A 26,932-nucleotide genomic window follows, 5' to 3' on the forward strand; every position below is an offset into this window, starting at 1 on the left:
TATGAGCGACCCCCACTCCCGCGGATCGGCCGCAGGTCCCGAAGCGGGCTCCGCCTCAGGTTGTAGGGGTGGGGCAGGCTCCACCTCCTGAAGGTGGACGAGGGGATGACATGTACTGCGGGTTTACCGATCCTCATCGCTGAGTGGGAACCGGTCCCGGTGCCGGGACCGCCGCTCAGCCGCGTGCCCCGAACGGTGTTGGGCACGCTGGTCACCCACTTTCACTCCGTGACCCGGCGGCGCGCATCGTGTGCGCGGTCCAGGGATACAGGGGCGGGTTTCCTCACGCCCTGAGGTGTCCGAGACGGCCTGGACGGTCCGATGCCCGACACCATCGCTCTGGTGGTGTCGGGGCGGTACCCCCCGTCGCCGGATCGGATACCCCAAGGCGCGTCGTCCGATCGCGATGCCGGCGGCATCGTGCCGGGTCATGCTGCGGTTCATGGTGGTGAGCGGCTTGCGCCAATGCTCAGAGCCCCACGACGAGGTGTAGGCCGGGTCGACCGCGATGATCGACAGACCCTGTTCGGCAGCCATGGAGACAAGACGCGTCTTGACCTTGGCCGTGGGCATACCGGAGATCAACTGACGAAATCGCTTGCGGCGGCCGTGTTTCTCCCGAGTCTTCTCCGTGGCGAAGTCGAGATCCTCGACGGCGATCGCCATCACGCCGGTTCGCTCGGCCCAGTGCAGGAGACGGGTGAGGGCATGTCGGATCTGCGCGTCCCGGCGATCGGCGGTGCCGGTGAGGTCGAACAAGAAGCGGTGGGGGTCGCCGACCGGGTTGCCGTGGCGATCAAGCCGGTAGGCCGCGAAGTGGTCCGCGTTGGTGTCCACGCCGATCACCCCGTGTGCGCGGGCGGCCTCCAACGGGAGCGCCTTGACGACGGCGCGCTGCCAGGACGCGGTCAGGTACCAGCGGCCGCGCAGCACATCCAGGTGGATGCGATAAGCGACCGCGCGGTCGGCGTTGACACGGTCGGCCCATTCCTCACCACGATGCTTGAACCGCACACGGGCGGCGAGCACATACCGGCCATGTGACGCGTTGGCCAGATGCGCCAGCGGCGCGGGCAGTTTGATGCTGACGACGCCGTCCGGTGTGACGCGGACAGTCTCGTTGCCACACCTCTTGCCCGACTCACCGTCCGCGGAGAGGAACCATCGCTCGGCCTCCCATCGCCGCCTCCACATGTCTTCGGTGAGCCGGGCCTGGGCAAGGTGGTGTCGGGTGTTGAGGAGTTGTCTGCCACCCCGTACCACCCGCACCCGGCCGGCTTGCCAGTCTGCGCGTGCGGCCGCCAGCCGGCCCTCCAGACAGGCCAGACGGCGGGACTTCGCGTGCCACTCCCGTGGGGATCGGTAGCCGCCCGGTGTCCGCTTGGAGCCGCGCTCCCCGATCGGCCGCGACAGCCGGTACCGCACCGTGCGGACACCGGCTTCGAGCGAATCGATGCGGGCGAGCAGACACCTGCGGGACAACGCCCACTGGTGCCGGCTGGCCTTGGTGATACTCCCGGCCCAGCGAGACGAGGAATCGACCGTCAGGACACGTTTGCGGTACGCCCATCGGCCACCGTCGTGATCGAGACCGTCCGCGCACGTGGCCTTGAGGTCCAGGGAAGCGAGCCGCCCCAAGTGCCCGCCCACGGCGACCAGCACCTCCTCGTCCGCAAGCGCGAGATTCATGAGTCGATCCCGGACCGACACCCCTGCGGGACCGGACACCACAACTGGCGCTTTCATCTCCCGCACCTGACCCACTCGATCACCCCCTGCCCAGGTGAAGCCCCTTTCACCTCACACAACGAGCATCACAGGGATGAGTCACGCGTTCGATGAAAGAAAATACGTTCGCCGCCGCTTGGTGCTCGCGGATCTTCCGTCCCGTCTCTCAGCCACCCCTTAAGGGGCCCGCCCTCGATTGTCAGGGTCACGCACCTGTCAGGATCAGCCCCGAAGTCGGCACCCCCGTCCCCGCCGTCACCAGCACCCGCCCGGTCCCCGGTATCTGGTTGACCGCGCTGCCGCGCACCTGTCGGACCCCCTCCGCGATCCCGTTCATCCCGTGCAGATACGCCTCCCCGAGCTGCCCCCCGTGCGTGTTGACCGGCACCCGCTCCTCGGCCACGAAGTCCGCCGCCTCCCCCCGCCCGCAGAACCCGAACTCCTCCAGTTGCATCAGCACGAACGGCGTGAAGTGGTCGTACAGGATCGCCACGTCCACGTCTCGCGGCCCGAGCCCCGCCGTCCGCCACAACTGCCGCGCGACCACGCCCATCTCCGGAAGCCCGGTCAGATCGTCGCGGTAGAAGCTGGTCATCTGCTCCTGCGCCCGCCCGGCACCCTGCGCCGCCGCCGCGATGACCACGGGCGGACGCGGCAGCCCGCGGGCCCGCTCCACCGACGTGACGACGATCGCCTGGGCGCCGTCCGTCTCCTGGCAGCAGTCCAGCAACCTGAGCGGCTCCACGATCCACCGCGAGGCCGCGTGCTCGGCGAGCGTGATCGGTCTGCCGTGGAAGTACGCCGCCGGGTTCGTCGCCGCGTACCTGCGGTCCACCACCGCCACCTGCCCGAACACCTCCGGTGTCAGCCCGTACGTGTGCAGGTACCGCTGCGCCGCCATCGCCACCCACGACGCCGGCGTGAGCAGCCCGAACGGCAGCGACCAGCCGAGCGCCGCGCCCTCCGCCGACGGCTCCCGGTGGGTCACGCCCGAGCCGAATCTGCGCCCCGACCGCTCGTTGAAGGCGCGGTAGCAGACCACCACCTCCGCGACCCCCGCCGCCACCGCCAGCGCCGCCTGCTGGACGGTCGCACAGGCCGCGCCGCCGCCGTAGTGGACCCGGGAGAAGAAGGACAGCTCGCCGATCCCGCAGGCCTGGGCGACGGTGATCTCCGGGTTGGTGTCCATCGTGAACGTGACCATCCCGTCCACGTCCGCCGGCGTCAGCCCCGCGTCGGCCAACGCCGCCCGCACCGCCTCCACCGCCAGCCGCAGCTCGCTGCGCCCCGAGTCCTTGGAGAACTCCGTCGCCCCGATCCCGACGATCGCGGCGCGTCCGCCGAGGGTGTCGCGGGTGCGGGCGCTCATTCCCCGGCCTCCGTCGGCAGGGTGACCGTGACCGTGCCGGTGACGTGTCTGCCGATGCCGTTCGCCCCGAGCACGCGTACGGTCACGGTGTCGCCGTCCGTCTCCTCGATCCGGCCCGTCAACACCATCGTGTCGCCGGGGTAGTTGGGGGCGCCCAGTCGTATGGCCACCTTGCGGAGGGTCGCTCCCGGACCGAAGTGGTCCGTGATGTAGCGGCCCACCAGACCGTTCGTCGTCAGGATGTTCATGAAGATGTCCGGGGAACCCTTCTGCCGTGCCGCCTCCGCGTCGTGGTGCACGTCCTGGTAGTCCCGGGAGGCGACCGCTCCGGCGACGATCAGGGTGCGGGTGATCTCGATCTCCAGCGGGGGCAACTCCTCACCTGCCCTCATGGCCGCGGCTCCTCGTCACCGACGATCAACTCCCCCAGTTCCTGGAGCACTTCGCCCCCGCATCCCAGATACGCGTCCAACTGCCGGCCCCACAGGAAGTGCCGGTGGACCGGATGGTCCAGGTCCGCCCCCGCCCCGCCGTGCAGATGCTGACCGGTGTGGACGACACGGCTGCCCGCCTCGGACGCCCACCAGGCGGCCGTCAGCGCGTGCGTGCCGTACGGCAGTCCCGCGTCCCGCCGCCAGGCCGCCTCGTACGCCGTCACCCGTATCGCCTCGATGTCCATGTGCGCGTCGGCGGCCCGGAGTTGGACCGCCTGCCGGGTGGCCAGCGGGCGCCCGAACTGCTCCCTGGTGTTGACGTGCGTCACGGCCCGGGCGAGCGAACCCGCGCAGACCCCGGCCTGGAGACCGGCGAACGCGGTGCGGGCGGTGGCCAGAACGTCGGTGTAGGGGGAGAAAGTTGGAGGCAAGGTCGAGGAGCGGGCGCAGGACCCGAGCCGCTCCGCCGACGCCCCGTCGAGTGTGAGTCGCCCCGCCGACCAGGGTGCCGTCAGCTCGACCGCCTCGACGCCCGCCGCATCCGTGACCGGCGTCAGCCACAACTCCCGACGCTCGTCGGCGACAAGCACATGCGTGGCATCGCGCAGCCAGGGCACGACAGGAACCGTCCCGCTCAACTCGCCCTGCTCGGAGGCCCGTACACCCCCCTGCGCCGGAAACGCCCCGCACACCACCACCGACCCGTCCCCGATCCCCGGCAACAACCGCTCCCGCTGCTCGGGTGAACCATGGGCCGCCACCGCCAGCAGCCCGTACACACAGGTCGACGCGAACGGCACCTGCGCGGTCGTCCGCCCCTGTTCCTCCAGGAGGAGCACGAGCCCGAGCAGGCCCAACTCCTCGACGGCGCCCACCAGTCCGGCCGCGCACAGGGCCTTCCACAGCTCGGGGTCGCTGTCCGTGCCGGCCGCCGTGAGCCGCTCGGGTGTCGCGAGGTCGCCGAAGATCCGGGCGGCGAGGTCACGGGCCGCCGCCTGCTCCTCCGTGGGCGTGAAGTCCATGTCAGCCCGCCTCGCCCTCTCGGCCTTCCTGGACCCGGAAGACGGGGAGCACCAGCGCGGCGTCCTCACCGTCATCGTCGTAGCGCCGGAATTCGAGCCGTACCGGCAGCCCGATGCGGACCTTGTCGTACGGCAGCCCCACCACGTTGCTCACGATCCGCACACCCTCGGCGAGTTCGATCAGGCCGACCGCGTAAGGGCCCGCCGCGCCAGCGGCATCATCGGATTCCGTGAAGGCGGGGAAGGGCGGGTGGTGCATCACCACGTACGAGTAGACCGTGCCCTCGCCGCTCGCCTCGACGGTGTCCCAGTCCGGGCCGCCGCAGGCGTTGCAGCCCGGCAGCCAGGGGTGGCGCAGCGTCCCGCAGTGCGTGCAGCGCTGGATGAGGAGGCGGTGCCGCTCCACGCCCTCCCAGAAGCCGGCGTTGTCCCGGTTGACGACGGGGCGGGGGCGCCGGGCGCGGGCCCGTTTCTCCTCCGGCTTCCCCTCCGGCTTCCCCTTCGGGCGGGCGGGGGCGTACTTGAGGATGCGGAAGCGGTGGGTGCCGACGAGGTCCGGGCCGACCCGGACGTCCATGCGCGTCGTGACGAAGTACCCCGTGCCCAGCTTCGTCGTCTTGCGGTCCGACACCGACTCGATCACCGCGTCGAACGTGACCTCGTCACCCGGCCGCAGGGGCCGTAGATACTCCTGCTCGCAGTCGGTGGCGACCACCGAGGTGCAGCCCGCCTCGTCGAGGAGGTCGAACAGCTCGTCGTGGGCCCCCGTGCGTCCTGTGCGTCCCGTGTGACCGGAGAGGCCGCCCATGGTCCATGCCTGGAGCATGGTGGGCGGGGCGATCGCGTCCGGTCCCGTGTACGCCGGATTCGTGTCGCCCATCGCCTCGCACCAGTGCCGGATCATCGGCTCGTTGACCGGGTCCTTCCCCCTCCCCGCGACGGCGGCCGCACGTCCCTCGTACGTCTTGAGCCGCGCCCCCAGCTCGTCGATCACCGTGCTCACCGCCTCCCCCTCGTCATCCCGAGCCGCATCGTCGCGACGATCTCCCGCTGCACCTCGCTCACCCCGCCCCCGAACGTGTTGATCTGCGCCGCCCTGTTCAACCGCTCCAGCTCGCCGTCCCCGAAGACACCCGGCGATCCCGAACGCACCAGCCCTGCCAGGCCCGTCGAGCCGTCCGGTCCGTTCGATCCGCTCGGTCCGTTCGATCCGGCCGCCGTCCCGGCGACGTGCTGACATATTCGGTACACCGCCACCGTCGATTCGGTTCCCGCGAATTTCACGCCGCTCGCGTCGCCGGGTGCCAGTCGGCCCGCCCCCACATCAGCCACCAGACGCCAGTTGAGCAGGCGTGTAGCCGCCAGCCGGGCATGTGCCTCGGCCAACTGGGACCGCACCCACGGCTCGTCGACCCGGCGCCGCCCCGTCACCGGATCGGGTGTGCGGGCGGCGGTCAGCACGGCCGTGTAGAAGTCCTCGGCCTGCATGCCGGTCGCGGCGAGGGCGACCCGCTCGTGGTTGAGCTGGTTGGTGATGAGGGACCAGCCCTCGTTCTCCGCACCGACGAGGTTGCCCGCCGGGACCCGGACCCCGTCGTAGTACGTGGCCGTCGTCCGCTGCCCGCCCACCGTCTCGATCGGCGTCCACGAGAAGCCGGGCGCGTCGGTGGGGACGAGGACGATGGAGATGCCGCGGTGCTTTGGGGCCTCGGGGTCGGTGCGGCAGGCGAGCCAGATCCAGTCGGCGTTGTGGGCGTTGGAGGTGAAGACCTTCTGCCCGTCGATCAGCCAGCCCCGGCCGTCCTCGCGTACCGCCCGGGTCCGCAGCGACGCGAGATCCGTGCCGGCCGACGGTTCGCTGTAGCCGATGGCGAAGACGAGTTCCCCGCGCAGGATGCCCGGCAGGAGGGCGGCCTTCTGTTCCTCGCTGCCGTACTTCATGAGGGTCGGTCCGACGGTGTTCAGGGTGACCATCGAGACGGGTGCGTTCGCCCGGTAGGCCTCGTCGAAGAACACGAACTGCTCGTCGGCGCCACGCCCTTGACCGCCGTACTCGACCGGCCAGCCGAGCCCGAGCCAGCCGTCGGCCCCGATGCGGCGCAGCAGGGCCCGCTGCCCCCGGGGGTCGTCCGCGCCGGGTGGTCCGTCCGGCATCAACTCGGCGAAGTAAGTGCGGAGTTCGGCGCGCAACCGCTGCTGGCGTTCGGTGGGGGCGAGGTGCACGACGGCGGACCTCCGTGGCGTCGTAGTCGTCGTAGCTGTCTTAGTCGTACGGACGAGGGTTTCTGACTGTCCGTCAGATGACGTGCACTGTCAAGGTCGTTACCGCACGGGCGGCCTGCCGCCCGGGCACGCGCGCGTGGTGCACGAAAAACGCCTGCGCGGCGGCACCGAAGCACCACCGCACAGACGCGTTACGACCCCTTGGAGCACACCTCGAACGCCCTCACACACCCCCGCGCATCCCCGCGCGGAAGTCGGGCCCCGCTACCAGAAGTTGGCGAAGTTGACGGCGACGTTCTCGTTTCCCTGGTTGATGGCGGTGAACGCGGAACCGTTGACCTGGGCGGTGTTGCTCTGGTTCGAGGCCCCCGAGCCGACCGCCTGCTGCTGTGTGGTGGACGAGTTGCCCTTGTTGTCGTGCCCGACCCCGCTCCCGCTGACGGTCGCCACACCCGCGTTCGATCCGTTGCCCGCGATGGCGCCGTTGTCCGCCGCCGCGACGCCGGTGAAGAGGGCGGCTGCCAGCGGAAGGGCGGAGACGGCGGCGATGACGCGGGCGGTACGGATGCTTGCCATGTTGTTCCTCCAGAACAGGGTACGTACCGGCTCCGTAGCCGGACGCACACGAACTACAGCTTCAAGTACGGCTTCTACCAAGGCAGTTGGCCGACCGCCTCGGTGTTGTGCACGACGTCGCGAGATCAGAGTTGCCCACCGAATCCCCGGCGAACCAGAGCGGAAGCGGTTATTCCCCCTGAAGCGTGATGACAAGTCGATAAACCCCTTTGGTTGCACATAAGCCACCATCAGTCGCAGTACGGACAGCTCACCCCAGACGCCCCAAGGGGCGAAGCGTTCCTCCACAATTCCGGCCCATCACCCCGCTTCGGCGAGTCGCGACCTCCCCCTCTTCCCTTTTTCGAACACTCGTACGAACATGGAGGCATGGCCACCACCGACCGGCAGGCCACAACGCTGGCCCTCGCACACGCCCTGTCAGCCGCCGAACGCGGACTGGCCGTGATCCCCCTGTCCCGGACGAAACTCCCGGCCCTGCGCTCACCGCACCGTGACGCCTCCGACCTCGACCCCGACCCCGTGGGGGTGCCCTGCCACGGCGAGTGCGGACGCCTCGGCCACGGGGTGTACGACGCCTCGACCGACCCGGCGCGCATCCGCGAACTGTTCGCCGCCGCCCCCTGGGCCACCGGCTACGGCATCGCGTGCGGACTGCCGCCGTACAACCTGATCGGCATCGACCTCGACACCAAGACCGGTACGGACTCCTCGTCCGCCCTGCGCGAACTCGCCCTCCGCCACCTGTTCACGATCCCCGAGACGGTCGTCGTCCTGACCCCCAGCGGCGGCCGCCACCTCTGGCTCAGCGGCCCGCCCGACGTGGTCGTCCCCAACTCCGCGAGCCGGCTCGCCCCCGGCATCGACATCCGCGGCGCCGGCGGCTACCTCGTCGGCCCCGGCTCCCGCACCGACCACGGCCTCTACGGCGCCGCCCCGGCCACCGCCCACCTCGCACCGGCCCCCTGCCCACCCTCACTCCTACGCCTGCTCCTCCCTCCACCCCGCACCAACCACCCCACCCCCACCTCGACCGGCCAACACGGCCAGGGCCTGGTCCAGTTCGTCCTGGCCGCCCACGAGGGCCAACGCAACACCCGCCTCTTCTGGGCGGCCTGCCGCGCCTACGAGAACGACATCGGCCCCGCACTGATCGACCCCCTGGTCGAGGCGGCCCTGGGCACGGGTCTCTCCGAGAGGGAGGCCCGGGCGACTATCGCGTCGGCGGCGCGGATGACGGGGCATCGGCCTTGAACTCGGCGAACTCGGCGAACTCCGCGAACTCGGCGGTGTGGGCTGCCGGTTGGGGTTCGGGTCCGCCACCTCGCCCCGATCACGGGACCACGACGGGGGATGATCCCCTCATGCGCATACAAGGAGAGGTCCGCCGGCTCCATTGGACCCGCTGGACCCGCTGGGTCCTGTGGGGGCTGTGGCTTGCCTGTCTGGCGTTCATCATCTGGTTCGTCACGGAGGCGATCACGCTGTTCCTCCAGGCCGAATCCTGGTGACACGACACGAGCCCCTGACCGTCTTCGCTGGTCAGGGGCTCTCATCCGGCGGTGGGTGTGGGATTTGAACCCACGGTCACATCGCTGCGACGACGGTTTTCAAGACCTTTCACCGATCATGGGCGGTGAGGTCTCCGCCGCAGGTCAGACGGGTACGAGTGCCCCCGCCAAGCCGTCGTCATCGTCGTCGTGCCCGCTACGTGCCCCATGGTCGTGGTCGTGCCCGTTGACCCACGCGTCCGAGGCTTCGGCCACCTGATCATCGCGGCCAGCGACCGGACGGGCGTAGTGCCGAGTGGTCACGCTCGCGTTCGAGTGTCCCAGGCGATGAGCGGCCGTCATGACACCGTACCTGTCGGCTACCCAAGTCCCGTGCGAGGCCCGGAGATCGTGCGGGGTCACGTCGGTGAGGCCGGCCGCCGACACGGCCGGGTCGAAGTAGGCCTTGCGCCACTGGTTGTAGTGCAGAGGCTTGCCCGCAGCCGTGGTGAACAGCAGCGCACGGCCATCGTCCGGCAGGGTCTCCAGGTGCTTCCCGAGCCGTTTCGCGAGGGTGGGCGCCACGCGCAGTAGACGCTTCTGGTGGGACTTCGGGGTGTCGAAGACCAGGGCGCCGTTCGCCTCAGCGAGGTTCTCGTCAACCAGCACCGTGCCGCCCGTGACGTCGACATCATCGCGGCGCAGTGCGAAGCCCTCACCCACCCGGAGGCCGGCGAAGGCCAGGAGCGCGATCAGCAGGTCATGCGGCTTGTCGGCATTCCGCACGACGCGTGAGGCTTCGAGCGGCGTCAGGATGTGCGGCTCGGTCTGCGGCATCCGAGGTAGACGCACGCCCCTGCAAGGTGTCTGCGCGATCAGGTCGTTATCGACCGCCGAGGCCATGACCTGCGACAGCACCCGGTACGCCTGCCGGATGCGCGACGGGCTGAGCCCCCTCGTTCGCATCTGCGCGACCCATTCCGTCACGGTGATCGGCCGCAGGCTCGACAGCTCACGGTCTCCAAGCGCCGGGTTGATCAGCGAGTTGATCAGCGACCGGTACGAAGCCTGTGTCTTGTGCTTGAGCTGCGGTGACACAGCCGCCAGCCAACGAGCCGACCAGTCCCGGACCGTCGTCTGCCCTTCGACGGGATCGATCCAACGGCCGTCTTCGATCTCGATGCGCTTCTTTGCCAGCCACCGGTCAGCGTCCGTGGTCGTGGCGAACGTGCGGTCGGCAGGCCGCAAGACGCCGTCAGGCCCCGGGTAGCGAGCCTGGTACCGCCCTGAGGGCAGCTTCCGAATCCTGCCGAAGCCACGGCGAGACTTGCGCTTCCCCGCCATCAGGCAGCACTCCTAAGGCCTGTCGGTCGGAGGACGACCGGTTCCACGGTGTTCGCGGCGATGTACTCGTCCAGCACGCGTTCCGAGATGCGGACGTTGCGACCGACCTTGACGAAGGCGATGCGGCGTTCTTCGATCAGCCGACGAGGGAAGCGGACGCCTGTGCCAAGGCGAGTGGCAACCTGCTTGACATCCAAGAGTTGATCAGCCATCACCACTCCCCCTCTGTGCCAGGGTCGGGCAAATCTGCGAGGGCTTCGCGCGCGGTCTCGCGGTTGAGTTGGATGTCCCGGCGGATATTGGCCGCGAGCCAGGATTCGCCGGGGGTGTAGCCGTGGCCGGCGTAGGTCCAGTGGGCGAGGGTGAGCGTGGTTGCCTCCGGGTGGTCGTCGGGGTCGGGCAGGCCGAGGGCTTCGCGGTGTTGGGCTGCGCGGTAGTCGGCGCGGACCTGTCTCAGGGCGCCCAGGGTGGTCGAGTAGCTGCGGGACTTGGTGGAGAAGTGGCCGCGGAAGCCGAGCATGTGGGCCCAGTCCCGGAGCTTGCGGTCCGGGTAGAGCGCGTGCAGGTCGAGGCAGGCCTCAATGAGCCGGCGGGGGTGGTCGGGCACGTCGAGCAGCACGAGGGCTTCCTTGTTGCCGATCCGGCGGTCGACCGTGCCCGTGGTCTCGGCCGCCTTGGTGGCGTACTTGGCGACGTAGGAGGCCACGGCCGCTTCGGTGATCTCCTCTCCGTGGCCGAAGGCTCCGATCGGCTGGACATCGAGCTGTGTGCCCCACCGCAGCGTGCGGGCCGGCTCATCCCCGGATGGGTCGACGTCGACCGCGACGCGGGCGGCCGCGGCACGGATCGCACCATCGAGCAGGTCGAGCGTGGCCCAGGCCGGCGGTGGACTGTCGGGCCCGTCTGGTCCGTCGAAGCGAATCACCGCGTGGAAGTGGACGGCACCGCGCTTCTGGTACTCGGCGACCTTGCCGAACGCCACGCGGGACTGTTCGCGAGCGTCCTTCTGCGTGAGACCAGCACGCTTGGCGATCTCACGGCGCAGGTAGATCGTGAAGTAGCGCCACAGGTCGGAGGCGTGGTTGTTCCACAGCACCGCGCCCGCGTAGTCGTACGTCGTCGAGTCGAGCGGGGCGCCGAGTTCGGGAGCGTCCTCACCGTGGCGCTGCCCGCAGCGGCACGGCCGGTTACCGGGGCGGTTGTGGACAGGGCCGAACGAGGGCGCGGTGAGGGTGGCGAAGACGCGGGGGTGGTCGCGGATCGTGTGCGGGGTGCCCTTGGCGGGGTCTCCGACGAGTCCGGCGCGAATGAGGTGGTAGGTGTCGCCCGCGTAGGTCCAGGCGCACGCGGGGCAGCGGGAAGCGCGGCGGTTGCCGCACGCGATCCGGAGCATGCCGCCGGGCTCGTTCTCGGTCGTGTAGGCGTACAGGATCGTCTTGGTGGTCGGGTCGATGGTCTTGGTTGCGCCGGCGAGGCGGATCGGGTCGGAGCAGCCTCCGGTGCGGCGGATCTGGTCCTGCCAGCGGTCGAAGTGGGCCGAGCCGGCCACCCTCAGCACGTCGGTGAGGGTGGCCGGGTCGAGTCCCGCCAGGGTGGCGGTGTCGGTCACGCGGCCACCTCCAGGACGGCGGGCACGAGGGGGCGCAGTACGGCCGTGGCGAGCAGAGGGGGAACGGCGTTGCCGATCTGCTCGAACTGCTTGGTGCGGGAGCCGGCCCACGGGTAGGTGGCAGGGAAGCCCTGGAGGACCGCGGCTTCGGTGACGTCCAAGCGGCGGATGGGGGTGCCGTCGGAGTCGATCCAGGAGACGTCTTTGCGGGCGTTGCCGAACAGCAGCGTGGGGGCAGGTTGGTCGAGGCGGCGACGGGTCGCGGCGGGACGGTTGCCGACCTTGAGGAGCCAGGAGCGGGCGCGGCCGGTGATGGCCCAGGACGGGCCGGTCGTACGGAAGCGGCTTCCGCCGGTGGTGTGGTTCCCGCGGGTGATGACGATGCCGGGCGGGCAGCCCAGGACGTCGCCCATGGTGCGCCACGGTGTTAGTCCGTCGCCGAAAAGGTCGTCGGGGGTGCCGCCGTCCGCGTGGGTGGGCTCCGGGGGCAGGGCCGAGCGGGTGCGGGAGGCCATGAGGAAGGCCCGGCGTCGGGTCTGGGCGAGGCCGAAGTCAGCGGCGTTGAGAACCCCCGTCCAGGTCGAGTAACCCGCGGCGGACAGGAGATGGGCGGTGTGCTCGAACACGGGCAGCACCGCGGGGACTTCTTCCAGGGCGACCCATTCGGGGTGCAGGTCCAGGGCGTAGCGCAGGGGTTCGACGACCAGGAGGGACCGCGCGTCGGTGCACGCATCGCGCAGTGTCGCGCGGGTGTCGTTCCGGCGGGCGAGGTCGTTCAGGGCCTGGTGGCACAGGGGCAGGTCGTCGTTTCCGGCGCGCAGGCCGGCAGCGCTGTAGGGCTGGCAGGGGGCCGAGCCGATCAGTCCGGACACCTTCCCGCGGAGCGGCAGGGTGGGGTAGTCGGCGACGTCCGCGCGGATGGTGAGGTGTCCGGCGGCGGCACGGGTGGTGCAGACGGCGGGATCGATCTCGATTCCCACCTCCCGCACTCCCAGACCGCGCAGGCCCTGCGACCAGCCACCGGGGCCGGCGAAGAGGTCGAGGACCGTCATCGTCGGCCCCCGTTGCGGTGGACGGGGCCGTGGTTGGCGCTGTAGTCCTCGACCAGGGCCTTGACGTCGGTGTCGCCGTTGGCGTGGTCCTCGGCACCGCAGCCGCCACACACGTAGTCGCCCTGCGAGCGGGTGTACTGGGTGCCGCCACGGACGCGCAGACCGGGCTCTTCCTCGGTCGGCCTGAGGTCAGCGGGAAGCTTGCGGAACATCGCGGTCACCTCCCGCCGTGTCGGTGCCCATGGCGTCCAGGGCACCGGCGGCTTCGATCGCTGCGGCGGCCAGGTCGCGCAGGGCCTGGGAGGTGCCGAGACGAGCGATCAGCGCGATTTCAGCGAAGTCGCCCTCGATGCGGAGGCTGACGAAGGGGTTGGTGCGGTCCGGGAAGGGCGTGACGCGGAATCGGGTGTCCGGCTCGATGTGGGCCGAGGTGGTGATGGTCTGCACGGCACTACCTCCCGACGCGGACGAGGGCGGCGGGGGCGGTGTGACCGGTGCCCTTGCAGGTCGTGCAGACGACGCGGAGGGTGACGCGGGTGCCGTCGCGGTGGCGCCCACCGGTGGTGATGGAGGCGGTGGCGAAGCCGTCGCAGTCCGGGCAGAGGGGCGTGTTCGGGGCGTGCTGGTGCATCATTGGGGCGTCCCTTTCGGGTTCGTTGGATCAGGAATGGGTGAGGCGCCCGGAGCGGCGGAAGTTGGCAGACCGAGGCCGCTCCGGGGGCCGGTTAACGCTGGTTGTTGAGGTCCTTCAGCAGGGAACGCAGGACGACCGCGACCACGGCGACGGACATGCCCGTGATGGCGACCGCGAGCAGCAGCGAGACCAGGACCGCGCCGACGACGAGGACCACGGCACCGCCGCCGGCCGCGAGAGCGAGCGCGCTGCCCGGGGTGAGCTGCACCGTCGGACGGTTCGAGACCGGGGCGACCGGAGCCGGAGCCTGCGGGGCGGGCACCGGGGCGCCGGCGGTCGGCACGTAGACGACCGGGGCCGGGGCGGGGGCGGTGTCCTGCGGGGGGTACTTCGGGGTGAACACGGTTGGTCTCCCTTCGGGTCGGGGTTACTTGAGGACCGTGGCGATGGCGGGCGCGAGGACGCTGCCGGCGATGAGGTAGCCGCCGAGCAGGAGCACGATCACCAGCCATACGGGCGGGCGGATGAGCTTGATGCCGAGCCATCCGACGACAAGCAGGGCGAACCAGAGCGGAACAGCCATGACGTGATCTCCTTTCAGGCCGTGCAGTGGTGGGTGTGGGCGGCGAGTTCGGCGGCGGCACGGTCGTGGTAGTCGCTGGAGAACCCGCAGTCCGGCGCGGTGCAGGCGGTCGCGTGCTTCTCACGCCCCCGGTCGTCGTTGTAGGTGGCGACCTGGACGGGGCCGATACGGACCACGTGCCGGAAGCGATGGCGTGCGCTCACGAGTCAACTTCCTTTCCAGTTAGGCGAGTTGGAGTTGTGCCGCGATCGCGGCGGTCATCGGCGCGGGGAGTTGGAGCCGGGTCGACAGGACGTCGACGGGCATCGGCGATCCGGTCGAGGTCCGGTGGGCTTCGGCGATCTTCCGGGCGTGGTCGAGGAGCGCGACCGGAACCACGGGAGCCGGGGCCGTAGGCGGTTCGGGTGCGGCGGTGAGTTCCGGTGCCGGGTCGGCAGCCGGGGCGGGCTCGTCGGTGCGGTGCATCTCGACTTCCGGCGCGGCTACTTCGTCCACAGGCTGTGGGGAAGCGGGCACGGCGGTGGGTGAGTGGACCAGGAGGGTTCCGCCCAGGAAGGCGAGGGCGGGCCAGCCAGCGACGAGGATGCGCAGCCAGGCCGGTACGTGGTCGAGGTCGAGGAGTCCGGCGGTGGCGACGTTGGCCCCGAGCGAGGCGGACAGGGCGATCACGAACCAGGTCCAGGCAGCGCGGTCGCGGCGGGCGGTGCGCAATCGGCGCCAGGCGGCGACCATCAGCAGGTCGACCGACACCGGATAGGCCCAGGCCTTCCAACCGGACTGGTGAGCCGCTTCGGCGAGGTCGTGCAGGTGGGCGAACGAGAGGGCGCCGGCGATGACGGCTTGGATCAGGACTGCGTCCAGACGGACCGAGCGGGCCATGAACGGCACCTCCCTTCAGGAGAGTTGGGCCAGGAGCGGGCGGGGAAGCGATCTCCATCCGCCCGACCCCGGCAGGTCATTCGGCGAGGGCTTCGCCACTGCCCAGGCAGTTGAGGCAGAAGCCCGTTTGCTTGCCGACCGCGCGGCGCTTGCGGCCGACCTGGACGGTGCGGGAGACCTCTCCGGTGCCCTTGCAGACCGGGCAGTCCTTCGCGTCGGCCTCACGGGCGGCGGTGTCGGGAGTGGCCATGAGCTGCGCTCCTTCCGGATTTCGACATGGCTCGGGTAAGGACCTGGCGCGAGACGGTCACGCCGACCGATGAAGCAGGGGATGTCAGGGCTTGATCAGCAACGGGCTGCCGACGAGCGGCGAGGACGTGGCGGGGGCGAAGGGCCGAAGGAACGGCAAGTCCGGCACCAGATGCTCGAAGTCCCGGCAGACGGCGGCGACTTCCTCGCGGGAGATCTCGGGTGTACGGATCAGCGACCAGCCGCCATCCGCATCCGTGGCCACGGCCGTACCGGCACGGCTCGCAGGGATCATGCAGGCGGCCGGCACGGCGGTCGGGGCGACGTCCTTGAGCCCCATCTCGGCCGTTTCCTTGTCGTTGACGCGGTGCACGACCCGCCCGGTGAGCTGGGCACGGAGCATGGTGGCGCCCTTGCCGAGGTCGGAGCCGAAGCGCTGCCCGCAGATCTCCAGGTAGATGCCGACCGAACGGGCCATCTGCGCCAGCCGGATCAGCGCCGTGACGATCCGCGTGCGGCGGTCCTCGTCTTCCTTGCGGGAGATCAGGAAGAGTTCGGCGATCTCATCGACCAGCACCACGATCGGAGCTGGCCGCATGTCGTCGGGCAGTTCCCAGATGTCCGCAGCGCCGTACAGGTGCAGCAGGTCGAAGCGGTCTTCCATCTCCGTGACCAGCACATCCGCCAGCGAGGCGGCATCGTCCGGGGTGGTCGCCAGGGCCGACAGCCGCGGCGCGAACACGGACTGTTCCACCCCGCGCTTGCAGTCCATCCCCACCAACGCCACCGGCAGTTGAGCCAGACCCTTGATGAGGTTGCGCTGATACGTGGACTTCCCCGAGTTGTTCGCGCCCAGGGTGAGCGCCATGGGGACCTTGCGGTAGTCCCGCTCGAACACGGTCCCGTCATCCCGCAGCGCCACCGGCACCACCAGGCCGTGAGGCTGTGCCTTGCGCGGCATCCGCACCCGGCGCAGCACGTCATACCCGGTCATCCGCAGTTCCACGAACCCCGGCTTCGTCACCGCCACCCGCACCGCGTGCACACCCCAGGCATGCCGCAACCGCTCCGTGGAGGCGATCACGTCGGCAGGCTCCAGGCCGGCCGGAAGCCGAAGGGTCACCCGCAGTCCGGTCATCGTGCCCCGCACGCGGCGGATCTTCGGCGGAACCGGCTGCACCTGCCGGCGGGCGACGTTGCGCGCCATGAACGCCCGCAGACCGGACGGCTGAACCGTCAACCCGCACACATCCATCGTCGAGCGGTACGTCACCGTGAAGCGGCCCCACGTGGCGGGCAGACCGACCAGCGACCAGTACGCGCGAGGAGCGCGGTACTTCGCGTAGCCGACACCACCGGCAGCCGCTATGGCGCCCGTGGTCTCCAGCCACATCGTCGCGTCAGCCATGATCAGGCCGCCGGAGTGATCGCTACCGCGCTGAACGCGATGCCGTGCCGCTTCTGGCCGTTGAACTCGTTCTCCCAGTCCTTGGCCTTCAGGCCGTGGACCTGAACCGGCATGCCGGGCGCGAGACCTTCCGGGAACCCGTTCTCCGGGATCGTGACCTTCAGGAGGTTGCCCTCCCCCTCGTCCGAGATCAGCAGGCCGACCGTCGACAACGGCTTGCCCTCCTGGTTCTCGGACCGCTCACCGGTCTTGAAGTTCTTCACCTTCGGTTCCGGCGCAGTCGCCACGAACACGACGGCAGTCGAAACATCGATCTTGAAGGACGGCATACGTCACTCCCTTGTACGGCGGAAGAGTCCAAGCTCTTCGCTCACGGCAGCTTGTATATCCAAGCTGTGCCATCACCATAGGACCCTCAACTTGGATATGCAAGTGGGTAGTTAAAAAAAGAGGACCCGAAGGTCCTCTAGGTGAGATCGCGCAGACCGATGCGTCAGGGAACGTCGATCACGTACCGGAAGACGTGCCGATCGCACGGGACGCGTGAATCGAGCACTTCGACCACCTGACCTGCGGCGGTATGTGCGGTCCGGAAGACGCGGGCCAGGGGCACGCCTGGCGGGATGCTCAGTGCGTCGATCTCGGCAGGGCTCGGCATGCCGATCTCAAGGTCTTCGACGAACTGGACGATCCGCTGCTTCACCGGCCCCTGGGGATCTTCGATCAGCCGGCTCACGCCCCCTCGAATCCGACGTGGCTCTTCGACCTCCGTGCCACCGAACAGCGCGGCAGGGTAGTACCCGTCAACGAGCTGCATCGGTGCGTCATTCACGAAGAACGCGCGCCGGCGGACGATGACGGATGTGCCCTCTTCCACCCCGAGTCGTGACGCGATCTCGGGAGGTGCCGGCAGTGTCCGAACCTCCAGGATTCGCTGCTCAGGACGAAGGCCTTGCGCGGCGGCTTCGGCGTTGAAGTTGCTGACACCGGTCTGCCGACGCTCCCTGAAGTTCGCCCCCGTGGTGAGCATCTGGACATTCGGGCGGGGGCGAACAAACACCCCGCGCCCCTGTTCGCTGATCAGCAAGCCGTCAGCTTTGAGCAGTGCCAGGGCCTTGCGTACCGTGACGCGCGTTGTGTCGTACTGATCCTTGAGTTCGTTCTCTGAGCGCAGCTTCTCGCCCGGAGGCAGGTCTCCGGAAAGGATCAATGCGCGAAGCTCATCCGCAATCCTTCTGTACGTAGGAAGATCTTTCTCGGACATCCAGGTCACCTCAACTTGGCTATGCAAGCTAGCTTACGTGACCGCACTGACAGAGTCACTCGGTGAACGCCCACCCGCTCCAGCGTTCGACGCGGACGATCACGACGGGTCCCTCTGGGGGGTGATCGCGGTACTGCTCATATCTGTCTTGCAGCAGTTCAACGGCCTTTAGCCGATCGTCGCCGTTGTCCCAGACCTCAGCTTGACCGTCGCCTCTTGACCACCAGAGCGTGGACCAGTCGGGGGCGTAGTGATCGACAAGCACCGCCACGTGCGGATTCTCTCTAATGTTCCGGAGTCGCCGAAGGTTCCATGAGGTCTTGGGCTTGTGATCAATCGCGAAGAACACGGCATCGTCGCTGATCGCGAACGTGATCGGTACGACGTGCGGGATACCGTCAGCACCAGCAGTCGCCAGTCGTGCGACCGGCGACGAAGCGAACCTTGTACGAGCATCAGCAGAAGCAAGCTTCATGTGGTCACCGTACCCAGCCGGGCGGACGACGGCGGGACCCGTTCAGCTCGATCATGAGCTGAGCCAGGTTCGGCGATCGCGAGCGACGGCATAGACGAACTCGATCTCCTCCGGTCCGAGCGCACCTGCTTGTCGCCGGAACGACGAGATCTCCCGGTCCTTGATCACTTTGACGTCACCGAGGGACTGGGCAACCACGACGTCGGCCGCGGAAACGAAGACCAGCACCGGAGCCACCTTCACGGGGAAACCGCAGGCCCTGGTCAGCACCGCTGATGCCTTGTTGCCCTCATGGCGGCTATTGCGGACGTACGGGTGCCCTCGACCGCCGTTCACCTTCACCGCGCTGTCGCCGACCCAGACGCGGGCGTTGCGGAAGTACTTGGTGTTCAGGCAGAAGACGCCACCGGGTCCGATCAGTAAGTGATCGATGTCTGCCCCGCTCGGGAGAGGTATGGAGTGGAGCGGACGCCAGCCCCGCCTTTTGAGCCGATCAAGCTTGGCGCCGGCGATCCGTTCCCCAACAACTCCCTTCCGCCAGGAGTCGCTGTCGTCGTTCTGACGCCACAGGCGCATCACCTGCCTGCTCAACCAGGTTGGTGCACCCTCCAGTTGAGGAAGTAGGGAGTCGCCGGGTCGGTTCACGGCGAGATCGTCGGTCAGGGACAAGGGAGGGAGACCAGCCGTTGAAGGCAGCGCGGCAGAAGCATCAGGGGCGGAGGGGCTCACCAGATGGGGCGCCAGGACATCCAATACTTGATCTCGGTACGACGCCTGAAGCACCTTGAGATGCCCGGACTTGCAGTCGTACCAGGCAACAGTGTCACCGCCCTCGGCGGTCACGTAGAGCCGATCGTGCCCATGGCGCTTCCACCGCTTGACCACTAAGCCAGGCATTCCCACCCCCGCCGACGACGCCGCATCACCGTGATGGGACCAACTCCCGCGCCGAACGGCAAGAAGGCATCCGGTCATCAACTCGCGGACTGTCCAGTGTCTAGGTTCAGTTGAGCTTTGACGGATGTATGTCGGTTGATGCTTTCCGGTTCCTAGCCTGTTGTGCGGTTCTTCGTGCCGTAGGCCTTGAAGCGGGTCACCTCCTTGCTGGTGGTGCGGGGCAGGGTCCGGAGGCGGTGTCCGTCGTGGTCGAAGACGTGCAGGGTGGTGTCGGTGACCTCGACGGTGACCACGGTGCGGGCATGGACCATGCCGACCTGGACCTGCTGGCCGCAGACCTGGATGCTGCCGCGGGCGGACACCTTCCGCCCGACCCGGACCGCCTCCTGCGGCGCCTTCGGCGGCAGCGGGCTGAGCTGGGCATCACTGATATAGGCCCGCCGCCGGGGCGGGATCGGACACGGCAGTGTCCGCACCAGCACGCCGTCAGCGATGACCTGCATCAAAGGGCCGTCCAGCCGAAGGACCACGCGCTGTCCGGCCAGCAAGACACCGACGGTGATCTGCTGTCCGGCCAGGCCCACCACTCCGGAGGCGTTCACGGTGCGGGCCACCTGGACGGGCAAGCGGGTAGCCAGCGGACCGGCGAGCCGGCCTGCCGGGGCGGGACCGGCCGCACGAGCCCCGGACGCCCGCAGCCGCACCAGATCCGCGGTGCTCAGCCGCGACGGCACGGTCTTGATGCGCCTGCCGTCCAGACTGACGTGGACAGTAGTGCTGTCCATCCACAGCGTCACCGCAGCGCCCGCATGCCGGGGACCGAACCAGAACTGCTGACCGGCCACCGCGAGATTCCCGCTCGGCGGCACCACCCGGTCCACCTCCACCGCCTCCGGCGAACCCAGCACCGCCTCCCCGACCCGCTCAACCCTCTGCCCCGTCCGTCCCTCGCCGGCCGTCACGTCGGTCAGCCGGGCCGGAAGCCGCAGTTCAACCCCGTCGGCCGCGGCGGGACGGAACCGGCTCGCGGGGGCGGCCATGTCCAGCGACTGGTGCGGACGCACGGTGTTGTAGTCCTCGCGCCAGCCGTCGATGACCGCCTGCGCCGCATGCAGGTCGGCGAACGGCCCCTGGTCGTCGAGGAGTTCACGCCGCAGTGACTGATGGAACCGCTCGATCTTCCCCGTGGTTGTCGGCGACCGCGGTCTGGTCAGCCGGTGCTTGATGCCGTTCAGCCGGCAGATCCGGTCGAACAACACCTCCGTGGACGGCCCCGGAGTCCCGAACCGGCCGGTGAACTGCTTCCCGTTGTCGGTCAGCACCTCCTCCGGACAGCCGAACCCCACCAGCGCAGCAGTGAAAGCCGCACACACCGCCCGCCCGGTCGCCCGCTCCACCACCGAGGCGATCACACAGAACCTCGAATGGTCATCGACGCCGGTCACCAGCTTCAGCTCACGGCCGTCGGCCAGCCAGAACCCGCCCATCACATCCATCTGCCACAACTGCATCGGCCCCGGCCGCTCCCACCGCCGGTAATCCTCCCGACGCCGGCGCCTCCTGACCGGGACGATCATCTGATGGCGCACCAGGATCCGATACACCGACGCCTCCGACGGCACCGGCTCCACCCCACGACGCCCCAGCTCATGACGCAACCGGCGCTGACCCCACCGCGGATGCAGCCTGCGCAGCTCCAGCACCGCCGCCTCCACACCGGCCGGCATCTGCCACGGATGCGACCTCGGACGATGCGACCGGTCCGCCAGACCCGCCAGACCACCTGCCTCATACCGGCGCACCCACGCATGCACCGACTGCCGCGAGACCCCATACCGGGCCGCAACCTCCGTCTTCGATGCTCCAGCAGCCACTTCCATGACCGCGTGATAGCGCTGCTCGACCACGCTCAGCTCCACTAACACCGGCCTCGCCCCGCCTCCACGACAGCAGTCGCAGACAGCAAAGCCGAGGACGGAACCGTCAAGCATCAAGTGACGTCAACACGTCAAGCATCAAACGAAGTAGGACATCGCGGACTGTCCAGGGTTGTTACAGGTTTCTCTACCTCATCAAGCCCCGGCTGCGCTCCGCTCCGCCGGGCGCGCTCCTGGCTCCGCTCCGCCGCCGCTCCTGCCTTCGGCCCGCTCCGGCGGGCTGCGCCAACGCGCGCCCACGAGGGGAAGCCCGGGGCGATGGGTTGATCACCGTACGCATGCCACGGTCACGGCGATGCCTCCGGCGGGGGATCGGCCGGCACCGGGATGGAGGGGGCGCCGTTCCCGTCCACCGGTCCGTAGTGGCGTGCGTAGGGTGCTCCCATCCCGTCCGCCGTCGACCCAGGCAGAGCCGAGCAGACGCGGCCCATGGCGTCCAGGTCGTTCGTACAGTGGCGCGCTCCACCTGGACGCCATGAACCACGCCCGCTCCACGGTGTGTGGGTCGACGGCGGACGGGATGGGAGCTGGGGTGAGTGGTGGGTTGAGGAGGAGGATGCCGCCATGGCAGATGAACCGAGACGCCCTCTCAGCGAGCTTCGGCAAGGCGAGACAGTCCAAGCAACGATCACTGGTCACCAGCCATGGGGCCTCACGGCAAAGCTCGACGAGTACGACCCGGTGGGCGCCTCACTGGACACGATTCGCCGCAGAAGCGAGCCGGGAGTGACGCGCCTCGTGCGGGAACTGCCGCCAGTGGGGACGACCATCGATCTAGTCATAGGCGAGGTGCGCGATTGGCACAGCAAGCCCTGGATATGGGTCGACCTCACGGCGCCCAGTCCCGCCGAAGACTGACCGTGCCCCCGGCGTGCCCGATCGAGCGGGGAACACCGGGGACCGACGGTCACCCACGGCCATCGCACAGCCTGACGGCCCCTGACCGATCTACCTGGTCAGGGGCCGTTCGCCTGCGGTGGGTGTGGGATTTGAACCCACGGTCACATCGCTGCGACGACGGTTTTCAAGACCGTTCCCTTAGGCCGCTCGGGCAACCCACCTGCGCACCCGCCCACCAGGGACGGAGCGGGTACAGCGTACCGGCACCGCGCAGGTCCCGGAGTGCACGGTCCGGCTTCGGCGCCCGGGGGCGGCTACTCCGGCGTCGGGCCCGAGAAGTCGTACACGGCCCAGTCGGTGATCAGGACGTATCCGAGGCGTCGGTAGAGGGCGTTGCTGGTGGGGTTGCCCGGGTCCGTGAAGAGGACCACGTCCGTCGCGCCCTTGGCCAGTGCGGCTCTGGTGACCTCGGCCGTCACGGCGCCCGCGTAGCCGCGGCCGCGGAGGTGGGCCGGGGTGTAGACGGGGTCCACGCGGATCATGCCGCCGATCTTCGAGGTCGAGCCCGCGATGGACACCGGGGTGCCGTCCGGGGTCTCCCAGAACGTGAAGTGCTTGTCGGCGAAGCGGGTGTCGGCCCAGGAGTCGGGGAGGAGTTCGTCGACGGCGGCGGCGAACTCGTGGCACCAGTGGACGACTTGCTCGTGGTCCTCCGGGCCCGCGAACCGGCCCTGTCCTTCCGGGACGGGCTCCTGGGGGGTGAGCGTGCCCAGACGGTACAGGTGGAGCGGGGCGCGCAGTGTGGGCGTCGCGCCGGTGTGCCGCTGCCATGCCTCGGCGAACGCGGTCGCGGTGTTCTGGTCCGCGGTGACGTAGGGAAGGGAGTGCCCGAGGGCCGCCAGGCGGGCGGCGAGGCCGTCGGCCTGCTCGGGGGTGAGGGGGGTGGGTGCCAGGCCGCGGGACGGGAGCCGGTGGAAGGTGGCCTCGACCTCGCCCGCCCGCTCCAGTCGGCCGAACAGGGCGGCTCCGTCGCCGTATTGGGCCGAGCCGGCGGTCCCGTAGCCGTATCGGGCCGAGCCGTGCGTTCTCAGTCTCTCCATCACCGTCAACTGCATGGTGTGCAAGGCGGGGCGCGAGCGCAGGAAGTCGTCGGCTCCGGAGAGGAAGTCGTCCAGGTCTTCGGTGATGTGCCAGTCGGCGGCCGGTCGCATGGTTCATGATTTCCCGTGCCTCGGGCTTGCGTTCGTGGTTCTTCCCCATCGGACTCCCGGCGCCGGGCAGAGGCGCCGCCTCGCTTCCGGCACGGGACAGGAACACCGCTCCGCTCCCACGCGGAACAGCGACGCCGCCCCACTCCCCGCGCGGAACAGGGGCGCCGCCCAGCGAACGGCACCCCTGCCAACCTGCCTGTCACCCCTCTACGGGCGCTGCATCACCCGGTCCACCACGGCGCTCACGGCGATGTACGACCACTGGTCGTACGTCGTCCCGCCCGCCGTCCGCCGGTCGCGCATGCCGAGGTACCGGTACGTCTTCGCGTCGAACACCAGGATCGGACCGCCGTGCGCCCAGGGGGTTTCGGGGCCGCCGACGAACTGGATGCCGATGCCCTCGCGGCCGTCGGCGTCCTTCTGGTGTGGCAGGACCTTGATGCCGGGGACGGCGGCGAGCGCCTCGTAGGCCGCGGAGCGCAGCCCCTTCGGCAGGACGGGCGCGCGGAGCAGACCGGAGACGAAGACCTGGGTCATCGGCCAGTCGGCGGGCTTCATCGGCTGGCTGTAGTCCGGCTTTCCGCCCATGTCCCGCAGGGCGATCACCAGCTTGCGCGGATCGGTGGGCAGCTCCTTCAGCTCGGTCCACTTGGTCGGCGGCCAGGTGCCCTGGCCCGGCCGGAACACCGGGACCCACTGCTTGCGGCCCAGTTCGCTGACGTACGACTTCTTGGAGCCGTCGACCGAGTTCCAGCTCTCGTCGACGTAGGTGCGGGTCCGGCCGCCCTTGGTGGGGGTCTCCTTGATGATCTCCTTGGTGTAGATGAACTGGTCGTCGCGCGGTGCGATCGACTTCTCGAGCCTGCGTTCCTCGATGGCCGCGCCGTGCAGCACGGTGGTCGCGCTCACCGGCTGGGTGCGGGGCGAGGAGTCGTTGGCGACCAGCACGGTCGTGACGACCGCCGCCGTCGCGACGCCGGCCACGGCGATCCGCAGCAAGGGGCGTCGTCCGACGGCCACGGGGGCGGCGGGAGCGTTCATCGTCTCGTACAGGCGGAATCGGGCACGCGCGCGTGCGGCGTCCGTGAGCGGGGTCGTGTCCGCGTCCCACTCCCTCAAGGGCTCTAGTCCACGCATCAGTTCATTCATCGTCGGATTCCTCGGATTCCTCTCGGAAGGCTGTCGGGTCGGATCCGCCCAATGCGTCGCGAAGTTTTCTGCGGGCCCTGTGCAGCCGTGACCGGACCGTCCCCACCGGTACCTCCAGGGCGCGTGCGACCTCCTCGTAGCCGAGGTCGGCCCATGCGACCAGCAGCAGCACGTCCCGGTGCCTGGCGGGCAACCGGGCCATGGCCAGGGCCAGTTCACCGCGTACGGCCTGTGCGCTGACTCGTGCGGCCACCCGGTCGGCGACCGTGTCCTCGGAACCGGCGGCGGGTGCGGCCGTCGGCAGCCGGCCGATCGCCTTCAGCCTTCGGGCCTCGGCGCGCCGGTGCCGGCCTATGAGGTTGGTCGCGATGCCGAACAACCACGGCCGGGCGTCGGCCAGTTGGGTGTTGTACCGGAAGCGCTGTTGGAACGCGGTGGTGAACGTCTCCGCCATCAGGTCCTCGGCGACCTCCGTGCCGAGCCGGCGCGCCGCGTAACGGTGCACCGAGTCGGCGTGGCGGTCGAAGAGCACGGCGAATGCCTCGGGCTCGTCCCACGACCGTTCGATCACCGAGGCGTCACTCGTCGAGGCGTCACTGTCCTGCCCCACTCTGATGCCTGGTTCGACGGTCATCGGGGCTCCTCTCGTCCATGCGAACACGCTGATGAAGATTGGGCTTTCACCCGTACTTCGCCGCAAGGAGGAATCAGGTTCCCTCGTGGCCCCGTGGTGCACGCACACGTGGCGGTCATGCACGCACGCGTGGAGGTCGTTCGGAACGAAAACGAACGGGCCGGGCGAGGAAAGTCCTCGCCCGGCCCGTCGGCCGGTCATGTGGCGCTGCGTCAGCTTCAGCTATCGCCGACCCTCGACCCCAGGGTCAGGTCGGTCGTGTGCTCCGTGCCGCCGCGCTTGTAGGTGATCTTGACCTTGTCGCCCGGCTTGTGGGTCCAGATCTCGCCGATGAGGGTCGGGCCGCTGTCGATCACCGAGTCGTCGAGCTTGGTGATGACGTCGCCGGCCTTGAGGCCCGCCTTGGCCGCCGGGCCGCCGGCCTCCACCGAGGAGGAGCCGCTGACACCCTCGGCGGTGATCGTCGCGCCGGCGGTGCTGTCCTCCAGCGAGACGGAGGCACCGATCTTGGCGTACACCGGCTTGCCGGTCTTGATGAGCTGCTGGGCGACGTACTTCGCCTGGTTGATCGGGATGGCGAAGCCCAGGCCGATCGAGCCGGACTGGCTGGTGCCGCTGAGGCCGCCGCTGCTGGTCGACTGGATCGCGGAGTTGATGCCGATGACCGAGCCCTGGGCGTCGAGCAGCGGGCCGCCCGAGTTGCCGGGGTTGATCGAGGCGTCGGTCTGCAGGGCGCTCATGTAGGACGCCTTGCTGGTGGAGCTGCCGTCGCTGGAGGCCACCGGGCGGTTCTTGGCGCTGATGATGCCCGTGGTCACCGTGTTGGACAGGCCGAAGGGGGCGCCGATGGCGATCGTCTCGTCGCCGACGGCCACCTTGTCCGAGTCGCCGAGGGCGAGCGGCTTCAGGTTGCTGGGGGCGTTCTTCAGCTTGATGACCGCGACGTCGTAGCCCTGGGCGTGGCCGACGATCTCGGCGTCGTACTTCTTGCCGTCCGGGAAGGTCGCCGTGAGCTTGCCGCCGTCGACCGCGTCGGCGACGACGTGGTTGTTGGTGACGATGTGGCCCTGGGTGTCGAACACGAAGCCCGTGCCGGTGCCGCCCTCGCCGCTGGTGCTCTCGGCCTCGATGGTGACCGTGCTGGGCAGGGACTTGGCGGCGACCCCGGCGATGGTGCCCGGGTCGCGCTTCACGGAGGCGCTGCTGCCGGTGTCGGCGGAGACGGTGGTGGAGTTGCTGTTGTTGTCGTTGTCCTTGGCCAGGGTGTAGCCGAGGCCACCGCCCAGGCCGCCGGCGACCAGCGCGGCGATCAGCACCGCGGCGATCAGGCCGCCGCGTCCGCTGCCGGGCTTCTTGGGCGCGGGCTGCTGCTGGTACGGGGTGCCCCAGCCGCCGTCTCCGTACCCGCCCGCGCCTGCTGCCGCGTCACCGCCGTAGCCGCCGACGCCCTCGCCGCCGTACGCGCCCGTGCCGCCGTCGGCGTACGACGGGGTGGCGGGCGGCGGGGGCGGCCAGGCGGCGTCGGGGGCGGATCCCGTGCCCTGCGGGGGTGCGCCGGCGTACGCCGGCGCGGGGCCCGCGTGCAGCGGCTCCTGCGGGGCGCCCGGAGGCACCGGCGGGAGCTGCGTCGTAGGAGCGCCCCCTTCGGGCGCGGCCGCCTGCGGGGAAGCTGCGGGAGATTCCACCGGCACGGGAGGTGCAGACGGGGCCGGGGGTACCTCAGTGCCCTCGTTCTCGGTGCTCACAGCTCTTCTCCTCGGTCCACGGCTGTTGTTCTCGGAAGCATGGGGTCACACTCTTCACGCTTGTCGATCGGTCCGGCGCGACATAGCTGTGCATGTGCTTTTGTATGCCGTCAGCTTTTCCCACCGGCCGTCAGAGCACCATAAGCGGTGCCTGTGGGTTGATGGCGAACCTTTACAAGG

At 69.4% G+C, this 26,932-nt stretch carries 32 protein-coding genes and 1 tRNA gene; 3 read left to right on the forward strand and 30 right to left on the reverse strand.

Translation table 11 applies throughout. The annotated features are described in order from the left end of the window. Positions 1-123: 123 nt before the first annotated feature. The 7 genes from OG223_RS26280 to OG223_RS26310 form a co-directional block, all read right to left on the reverse strand. Positions 124-1,746, reverse strand: a complete 1,623-nt coding sequence (locus OG223_RS26280; RefSeq protein ID WP_329253379.1) for a transposase — start codon at positions 1,744-1,746, stop codon at positions 124-126. A gap of 187 nt (positions 1,747-1,933) precedes the next feature. Beyond that, positions 1,934-3,097: a lipid-transfer protein gene (locus tag OG223_RS26285; protein ID WP_329253382.1), complete on the reverse strand. Its 1,164-nt coding sequence runs from the start codon at positions 3,095-3,097 to the stop codon at positions 1,934-1,936. After that, entirely contained in the window at positions 3,094-3,489 is a 396-nt protein-coding gene (locus OG223_RS26290) for a MaoC family dehydratase (RefSeq protein ID WP_329253384.1), read from the reverse strand. The genes OG223_RS26285 and OG223_RS26290 overlap by 4 nt, the downstream gene beginning before the upstream one ends. Further along, positions 3,486-4,553: an acyl-CoA dehydrogenase family protein gene (locus OG223_RS26295; protein WP_329253386.1), complete on the reverse strand. Its 1,068-nt coding sequence runs from the start codon at positions 4,551-4,553 to the stop codon at positions 3,486-3,488. The genes OG223_RS26290 and OG223_RS26295 overlap by 4 nt, the downstream gene beginning before the upstream one ends. Position 4,554: 1 nt before the next feature. Further along, positions 4,555-5,556, reverse strand: a complete 1,002-nt coding sequence (locus OG223_RS26300; protein WP_329253390.1) for a bifunctional MaoC family dehydratase N-terminal/OB-fold nucleic acid binding domain-containing protein — start codon at positions 5,554-5,556, stop codon at positions 4,555-4,557. After that, positions 5,553-6,776, reverse strand: coding sequence for an acyl-CoA dehydrogenase family protein (locus OG223_RS26305; RefSeq protein ID WP_329253393.1), 1,224 nt, complete (start codon positions 6,774-6,776; stop codon positions 5,553-5,555). Before OG223_RS26305 ends, OG223_RS26300 begins: the two co-directional genes overlap by 4 nt. 264 nt (positions 6,777-7,040) lie before the next feature. Then, positions 7,041-7,352, reverse strand: coding sequence for a hypothetical protein (locus OG223_RS26310; protein ID WP_019055045.1), 312 nt, complete (start codon positions 7,350-7,352; stop codon positions 7,041-7,043). Between the two features lie 369 nt (positions 7,353-7,721). On the opposite strand from OG223_RS26310, the gene OG223_RS26315 reads away from it, so the two are divergent. Then, positions 7,722-8,606: a bifunctional DNA primase/polymerase gene (locus OG223_RS26315; protein WP_329253396.1), complete on the forward strand. Its 885-nt coding sequence runs from the start codon at positions 7,722-7,724 to the stop codon at positions 8,604-8,606. Positions 8,607-8,716: 110 nt separating this feature from the next. Then, positions 8,717-8,863, forward strand: a complete 147-nt coding sequence (locus tag OG223_RS26320) for a hypothetical protein (protein WP_329253398.1) — start codon at positions 8,717-8,719, stop codon at positions 8,861-8,863. A gap of 144 nt (positions 8,864-9,007) precedes the next feature. On the opposite strand, the gene OG223_RS26325 is transcribed toward OG223_RS26320, so the two are convergent. The 18 genes from OG223_RS26325 to OG223_RS26410 all read right to left on the reverse strand — a co-directional run bounded on the left by OG223_RS26325 (position 9,008) and on the right by OG223_RS26410 (position 21,149). Beyond that, positions 9,008-10,186, reverse strand: coding sequence for a tyrosine-type recombinase/integrase (locus tag OG223_RS26325; RefSeq protein ID WP_329253401.1), 1,179 nt, complete (start codon positions 10,184-10,186; stop codon positions 9,008-9,010). Then, positions 10,186-10,398, reverse strand: coding sequence for an excisionase family DNA-binding protein (locus tag OG223_RS26330; RefSeq protein WP_329253404.1), 213 nt, complete (start codon positions 10,396-10,398; stop codon positions 10,186-10,188). Before OG223_RS26330 ends, OG223_RS26325 begins: the two co-directional genes overlap by 1 nt. Next, positions 10,398-11,795, reverse strand: a complete 1,398-nt coding sequence (gene repSA, locus OG223_RS26335; RefSeq protein ID WP_329253407.1) for a replication initiator protein RepSA — start codon at positions 11,793-11,795, stop codon at positions 10,398-10,400. Before repSA ends, OG223_RS26330 begins: the two co-directional genes overlap by 1 nt. Beyond that, positions 11,792-12,847 (reverse strand): DNA cytosine methyltransferase, encoded by a 1,056-nt coding sequence (locus tag OG223_RS26340; protein WP_329253409.1) that lies wholly within the window; start codon positions 12,845-12,847, stop codon positions 11,792-11,794. The genes repSA and OG223_RS26340 overlap by 4 nt, the downstream gene beginning before the upstream one ends. Beyond that, positions 12,844-13,059 (reverse strand): hypothetical protein, encoded by a 216-nt coding sequence (locus OG223_RS26345; protein WP_329253411.1) that lies wholly within the window; start codon positions 13,057-13,059, stop codon positions 12,844-12,846. Before OG223_RS26345 ends, OG223_RS26340 begins: the two co-directional genes overlap by 4 nt. After that, complete coding sequence (locus OG223_RS26350; protein WP_329253414.1) at positions 13,037-13,294, reverse strand: hypothetical protein; 258 nt, start codon at positions 13,292-13,294, stop codon at positions 13,037-13,039. The genes OG223_RS26345 and OG223_RS26350 overlap by 23 nt, the downstream gene beginning before the upstream one ends. A 4-nt stretch (positions 13,295-13,298) precedes the next feature. Next, positions 13,299-13,481: a hypothetical protein gene (locus tag OG223_RS26355; RefSeq protein ID WP_443073741.1), complete on the reverse strand. Its 183-nt coding sequence runs from the start codon at positions 13,479-13,481 to the stop codon at positions 13,299-13,301. A gap of 91 nt (positions 13,482-13,572) precedes the next feature. Next, complete coding sequence (locus OG223_RS26360; protein WP_033287105.1) at positions 13,573-13,884, reverse strand: hypothetical protein; 312 nt, start codon at positions 13,882-13,884, stop codon at positions 13,573-13,575. A 24-nt stretch (positions 13,885-13,908) separates the two neighbouring features. Further along, entirely contained in the window at positions 13,909-14,064 is a 156-nt protein-coding gene (locus OG223_RS26365) for a hypothetical protein (RefSeq protein WP_199811167.1), read from the reverse strand. Positions 14,065-14,078: 14 nt separating this feature from the next. Next, positions 14,079-14,267, reverse strand: coding sequence for a mobile element transfer protein (locus OG223_RS26370; RefSeq protein WP_329253423.1), 189 nt, complete (start codon positions 14,265-14,267; stop codon positions 14,079-14,081). A 19-nt stretch (positions 14,268-14,286) separates the two neighbouring features. Beyond that, positions 14,287-14,943, reverse strand: coding sequence for a DUF2637 domain-containing protein (locus OG223_RS26375; RefSeq protein WP_329253426.1), 657 nt, complete (start codon positions 14,941-14,943; stop codon positions 14,287-14,289). Positions 14,944-15,019: 76 nt separating this feature from the next. Then, complete coding sequence (locus OG223_RS26380; protein ID WP_329253429.1) at positions 15,020-15,193, reverse strand: hypothetical protein; 174 nt, start codon at positions 15,191-15,193, stop codon at positions 15,020-15,022. An 84-nt stretch (positions 15,194-15,277) separates the two neighbouring features. After that, positions 15,278-16,600 (reverse strand): FtsK/SpoIIIE domain-containing protein, encoded by a 1,323-nt coding sequence (locus tag OG223_RS26385; RefSeq protein ID WP_329253432.1) that lies wholly within the window; start codon positions 16,598-16,600, stop codon positions 15,278-15,280. Between the two features lie 2 nt (positions 16,601-16,602). Further along, entirely contained in the window at positions 16,603-16,929 is a 327-nt protein-coding gene (locus OG223_RS26390; protein ID WP_329253435.1) for an SCO3933 family regulatory protein, read from the reverse strand. Between the two features lie 164 nt (positions 16,930-17,093). Continuing rightward, entirely contained in the window at positions 17,094-17,864 is a 771-nt protein-coding gene (locus tag OG223_RS26395) for a GntR family transcriptional regulator (protein WP_329253438.1), read from the reverse strand. A gap of 55 nt (positions 17,865-17,919) precedes the next feature. Then, a complete protein-coding gene (locus OG223_RS26400; protein ID WP_329253441.1) occupies positions 17,920-18,339 on the reverse strand; it encodes a TIGR03668 family PPOX class F420-dependent oxidoreductase in 420 nt (139 codons plus the stop codon). A gap of 51 nt (positions 18,340-18,390) precedes the next feature. Continuing rightward, complete coding sequence (locus OG223_RS26405; protein ID WP_329253445.1) at positions 18,391-19,182, reverse strand: nuclease-related domain-containing protein; 792 nt, start codon at positions 19,180-19,182, stop codon at positions 18,391-18,393. 206 nt (positions 19,183-19,388) lie between these two features. Further along, positions 19,389-21,149 (reverse strand): IS481 family transposase, encoded by a 1,761-nt coding sequence (locus OG223_RS26410; RefSeq protein ID WP_329265475.1) that lies wholly within the window; start codon positions 21,147-21,149, stop codon positions 19,389-19,391. 588 nt (positions 21,150-21,737) lie between these two features. On the opposite strand from OG223_RS26410, the gene OG223_RS26415 reads away from it, so the two are divergent. After that, entirely contained in the window at positions 21,738-22,031 is a 294-nt protein-coding gene (locus OG223_RS26415; RefSeq protein WP_329253448.1) for a hypothetical protein, read from the forward strand. 116 nt (positions 22,032-22,147) lie between these two features. On the opposite strand, the gene OG223_RS26420 is transcribed toward OG223_RS26415, so the two are convergent. The 5 genes from OG223_RS26420 to OG223_RS26440 all read right to left on the reverse strand — a co-directional run bounded on the left by OG223_RS26420 (position 22,148) and on the right by OG223_RS26440 (position 26,752). Continuing rightward, a tRNA-Ser gene (locus OG223_RS26420) sits at positions 22,148-22,234 on the reverse strand. Positions 22,235-22,327: 93 nt separating this feature from the next. Further along, positions 22,328-23,224, reverse strand: a complete 897-nt coding sequence (locus OG223_RS26425) for a GNAT family N-acetyltransferase (RefSeq protein WP_329253451.1) — start codon at positions 23,222-23,224, stop codon at positions 22,328-22,330. Between the two features lie 207 nt (positions 23,225-23,431). Next, positions 23,432-24,373: a CU044_5270 family protein gene (locus OG223_RS26430; protein WP_443073742.1), complete on the reverse strand. Its 942-nt coding sequence runs from the start codon at positions 24,371-24,373 to the stop codon at positions 23,432-23,434. Next, positions 24,366-25,007 (reverse strand): RNA polymerase sigma factor, encoded by a 642-nt coding sequence (locus OG223_RS26435; protein ID WP_329253454.1) that lies wholly within the window; start codon positions 25,005-25,007, stop codon positions 24,366-24,368. The genes OG223_RS26430 and OG223_RS26435 overlap by 8 nt, the downstream gene beginning before the upstream one ends. Positions 25,008-25,225: 218 nt before the next feature. Further along, positions 25,226-26,752: a S1C family serine protease gene (locus tag OG223_RS26440; protein WP_329253457.1), complete on the reverse strand. Its 1,527-nt coding sequence runs from the start codon at positions 26,750-26,752 to the stop codon at positions 25,226-25,228. Between the last annotated feature and the right edge of the window lie 180 nt (positions 26,753-26,932).

The sequence above is a fragment of the Streptomyces sp. NBC_01478 genome (genome assembly GCF_036227225.1).
In the GTDB taxonomy this organism is placed as follows: Bacteria; Actinomycetota; Actinomycetes; order Streptomycetales; family Streptomycetaceae; genus Streptomyces.

What these genes read in the sequence shown, in the direction of transcription:
- OG223_RS26380 (WP_329253429.1), bottom strand. Translation starts at nt 15,193, where the DNA reads ATGGCCACTCCCGACACCGCCGCCCGTGAGGCCGACGCGAAGGACTGC.
- OG223_RS26395 (WP_329253438.1), bottom strand. Translation starts at nt 17,864, where the DNA reads ATGTCCGAGAAAGATCTTCCTACGTACAGAAGGATTGCGGATGAGCTT.
- OG223_RS26375 (WP_329253426.1), bottom strand. Translation starts at nt 14,943, where the DNA reads ATGGCCCGCTCGGTCCGTCTGGACGCAGTCCTGATCCAAGCCGTCATC.
- OG223_RS26340 (WP_329253409.1), bottom strand. Translation starts at nt 12,847, where the DNA reads ATGACGGTCCTCGACCTCTTCGCCGGCCCCGGTGGCTGGTCGCAGGGC.
- OG223_RS26325 (WP_329253401.1), bottom strand. Translation starts at nt 10,186, where the DNA reads ATGGCGGGGAAGCGCAAGTCTCGCCGTGGCTTCGGCAGGATTCGGAAG.
- OG223_RS26355 (WP_443073741.1), bottom strand. Translation starts at nt 13,481, where the DNA reads ATGATGCACCAGCACGCCCCGAACACGCCCCTCTGCCCGGACTGCGAC.
- OG223_RS26285 (WP_329253382.1), bottom strand. Translation starts at nt 3,097, where the DNA reads ATGAGCGCCCGCACCCGCGACACCCTCGGCGGACGCGCCGCGATCGTC.
- OG223_RS26310 (WP_019055045.1), bottom strand. Translation starts at nt 7,352, where the DNA reads ATGGCAAGCATCCGTACCGCCCGCGTCATCGCCGCCGTCTCCGCCCTT.
- OG223_RS26295 (WP_329253386.1), bottom strand. Translation starts at nt 4,553, where the DNA reads ATGGACTTCACGCCCACGGAGGAGCAGGCGGCGGCCCGTGACCTCGCC.
- OG223_RS26345 (WP_329253411.1), bottom strand. Translation starts at nt 13,059, where the DNA reads ATGTTCCGCAAGCTTCCCGCTGACCTCAGGCCGACCGAGGAAGAGCCC.
- OG223_RS26390 (WP_329253435.1), bottom strand. Translation starts at nt 16,929, where the DNA reads ATGCCGTCCTTCAAGATCGATGTTTCGACTGCCGTCGTGTTCGTGGCG.
- OG223_RS26330 (WP_329253404.1), bottom strand. Translation starts at nt 10,398, where the DNA reads ATGGCTGATCAACTCTTGGATGTCAAGCAGGTTGCCACTCGCCTTGGC.
- OG223_RS26320 (WP_329253398.1), top strand. Translation starts at nt 8,717, where the DNA reads ATGCGCATACAAGGAGAGGTCCGCCGGCTCCATTGGACCCGCTGGACC.
- OG223_RS26315 (WP_329253396.1), top strand. Translation starts at nt 7,722, where the DNA reads ATGGCCACCACCGACCGGCAGGCCACAACGCTGGCCCTCGCACACGCC.
- OG223_RS26400 (WP_329253441.1), bottom strand. Translation starts at nt 18,339, where the DNA reads ATGAAGCTTGCTTCTGCTGATGCTCGTACAAGGTTCGCTTCGTCGCCG.
- OG223_RS26385 (WP_329253432.1), bottom strand. Translation starts at nt 16,600, where the DNA reads ATGGCTGACGCGACGATGTGGCTGGAGACCACGGGCGCCATAGCGGCT.
- OG223_RS26425 (WP_329253451.1), bottom strand. Translation starts at nt 23,224, where the DNA reads ATGCGACCGGCCGCCGACTGGCACATCACCGAAGACCTGGACGACTTC.
- OG223_RS26415 (WP_329253448.1), top strand. Translation starts at nt 21,738, where the DNA reads ATGGCAGATGAACCGAGACGCCCTCTCAGCGAGCTTCGGCAAGGCGAG.
- OG223_RS26430 (WP_443073742.1), bottom strand. Translation starts at nt 24,373, where the DNA reads ATGAATGAACTGATGCGTGGACTAGAGCCCTTGAGGGAGTGGGACGCG.
- OG223_RS26435 (WP_329253454.1), bottom strand. Translation starts at nt 25,007, where the DNA reads ATGACCGTCGAACCAGGCATCAGAGTGGGGCAGGACAGTGACGCCTCG.
- OG223_RS26365 (WP_199811167.1), bottom strand. Translation starts at nt 14,064, where the DNA reads ATGGCTGTTCCGCTCTGGTTCGCCCTGCTTGTCGTCGGATGGCTCGGC.
- OG223_RS26280 (WP_329253379.1), bottom strand. Translation starts at nt 1,746, where the DNA reads ATGAAAGCGCCAGTTGTGGTGTCCGGTCCCGCAGGGGTGTCGGTCCGG.
- OG223_RS26290 (WP_329253384.1), bottom strand. Translation starts at nt 3,489, where the DNA reads ATGAGGGCAGGTGAGGAGTTGCCCCCGCTGGAGATCGAGATCACCCGC.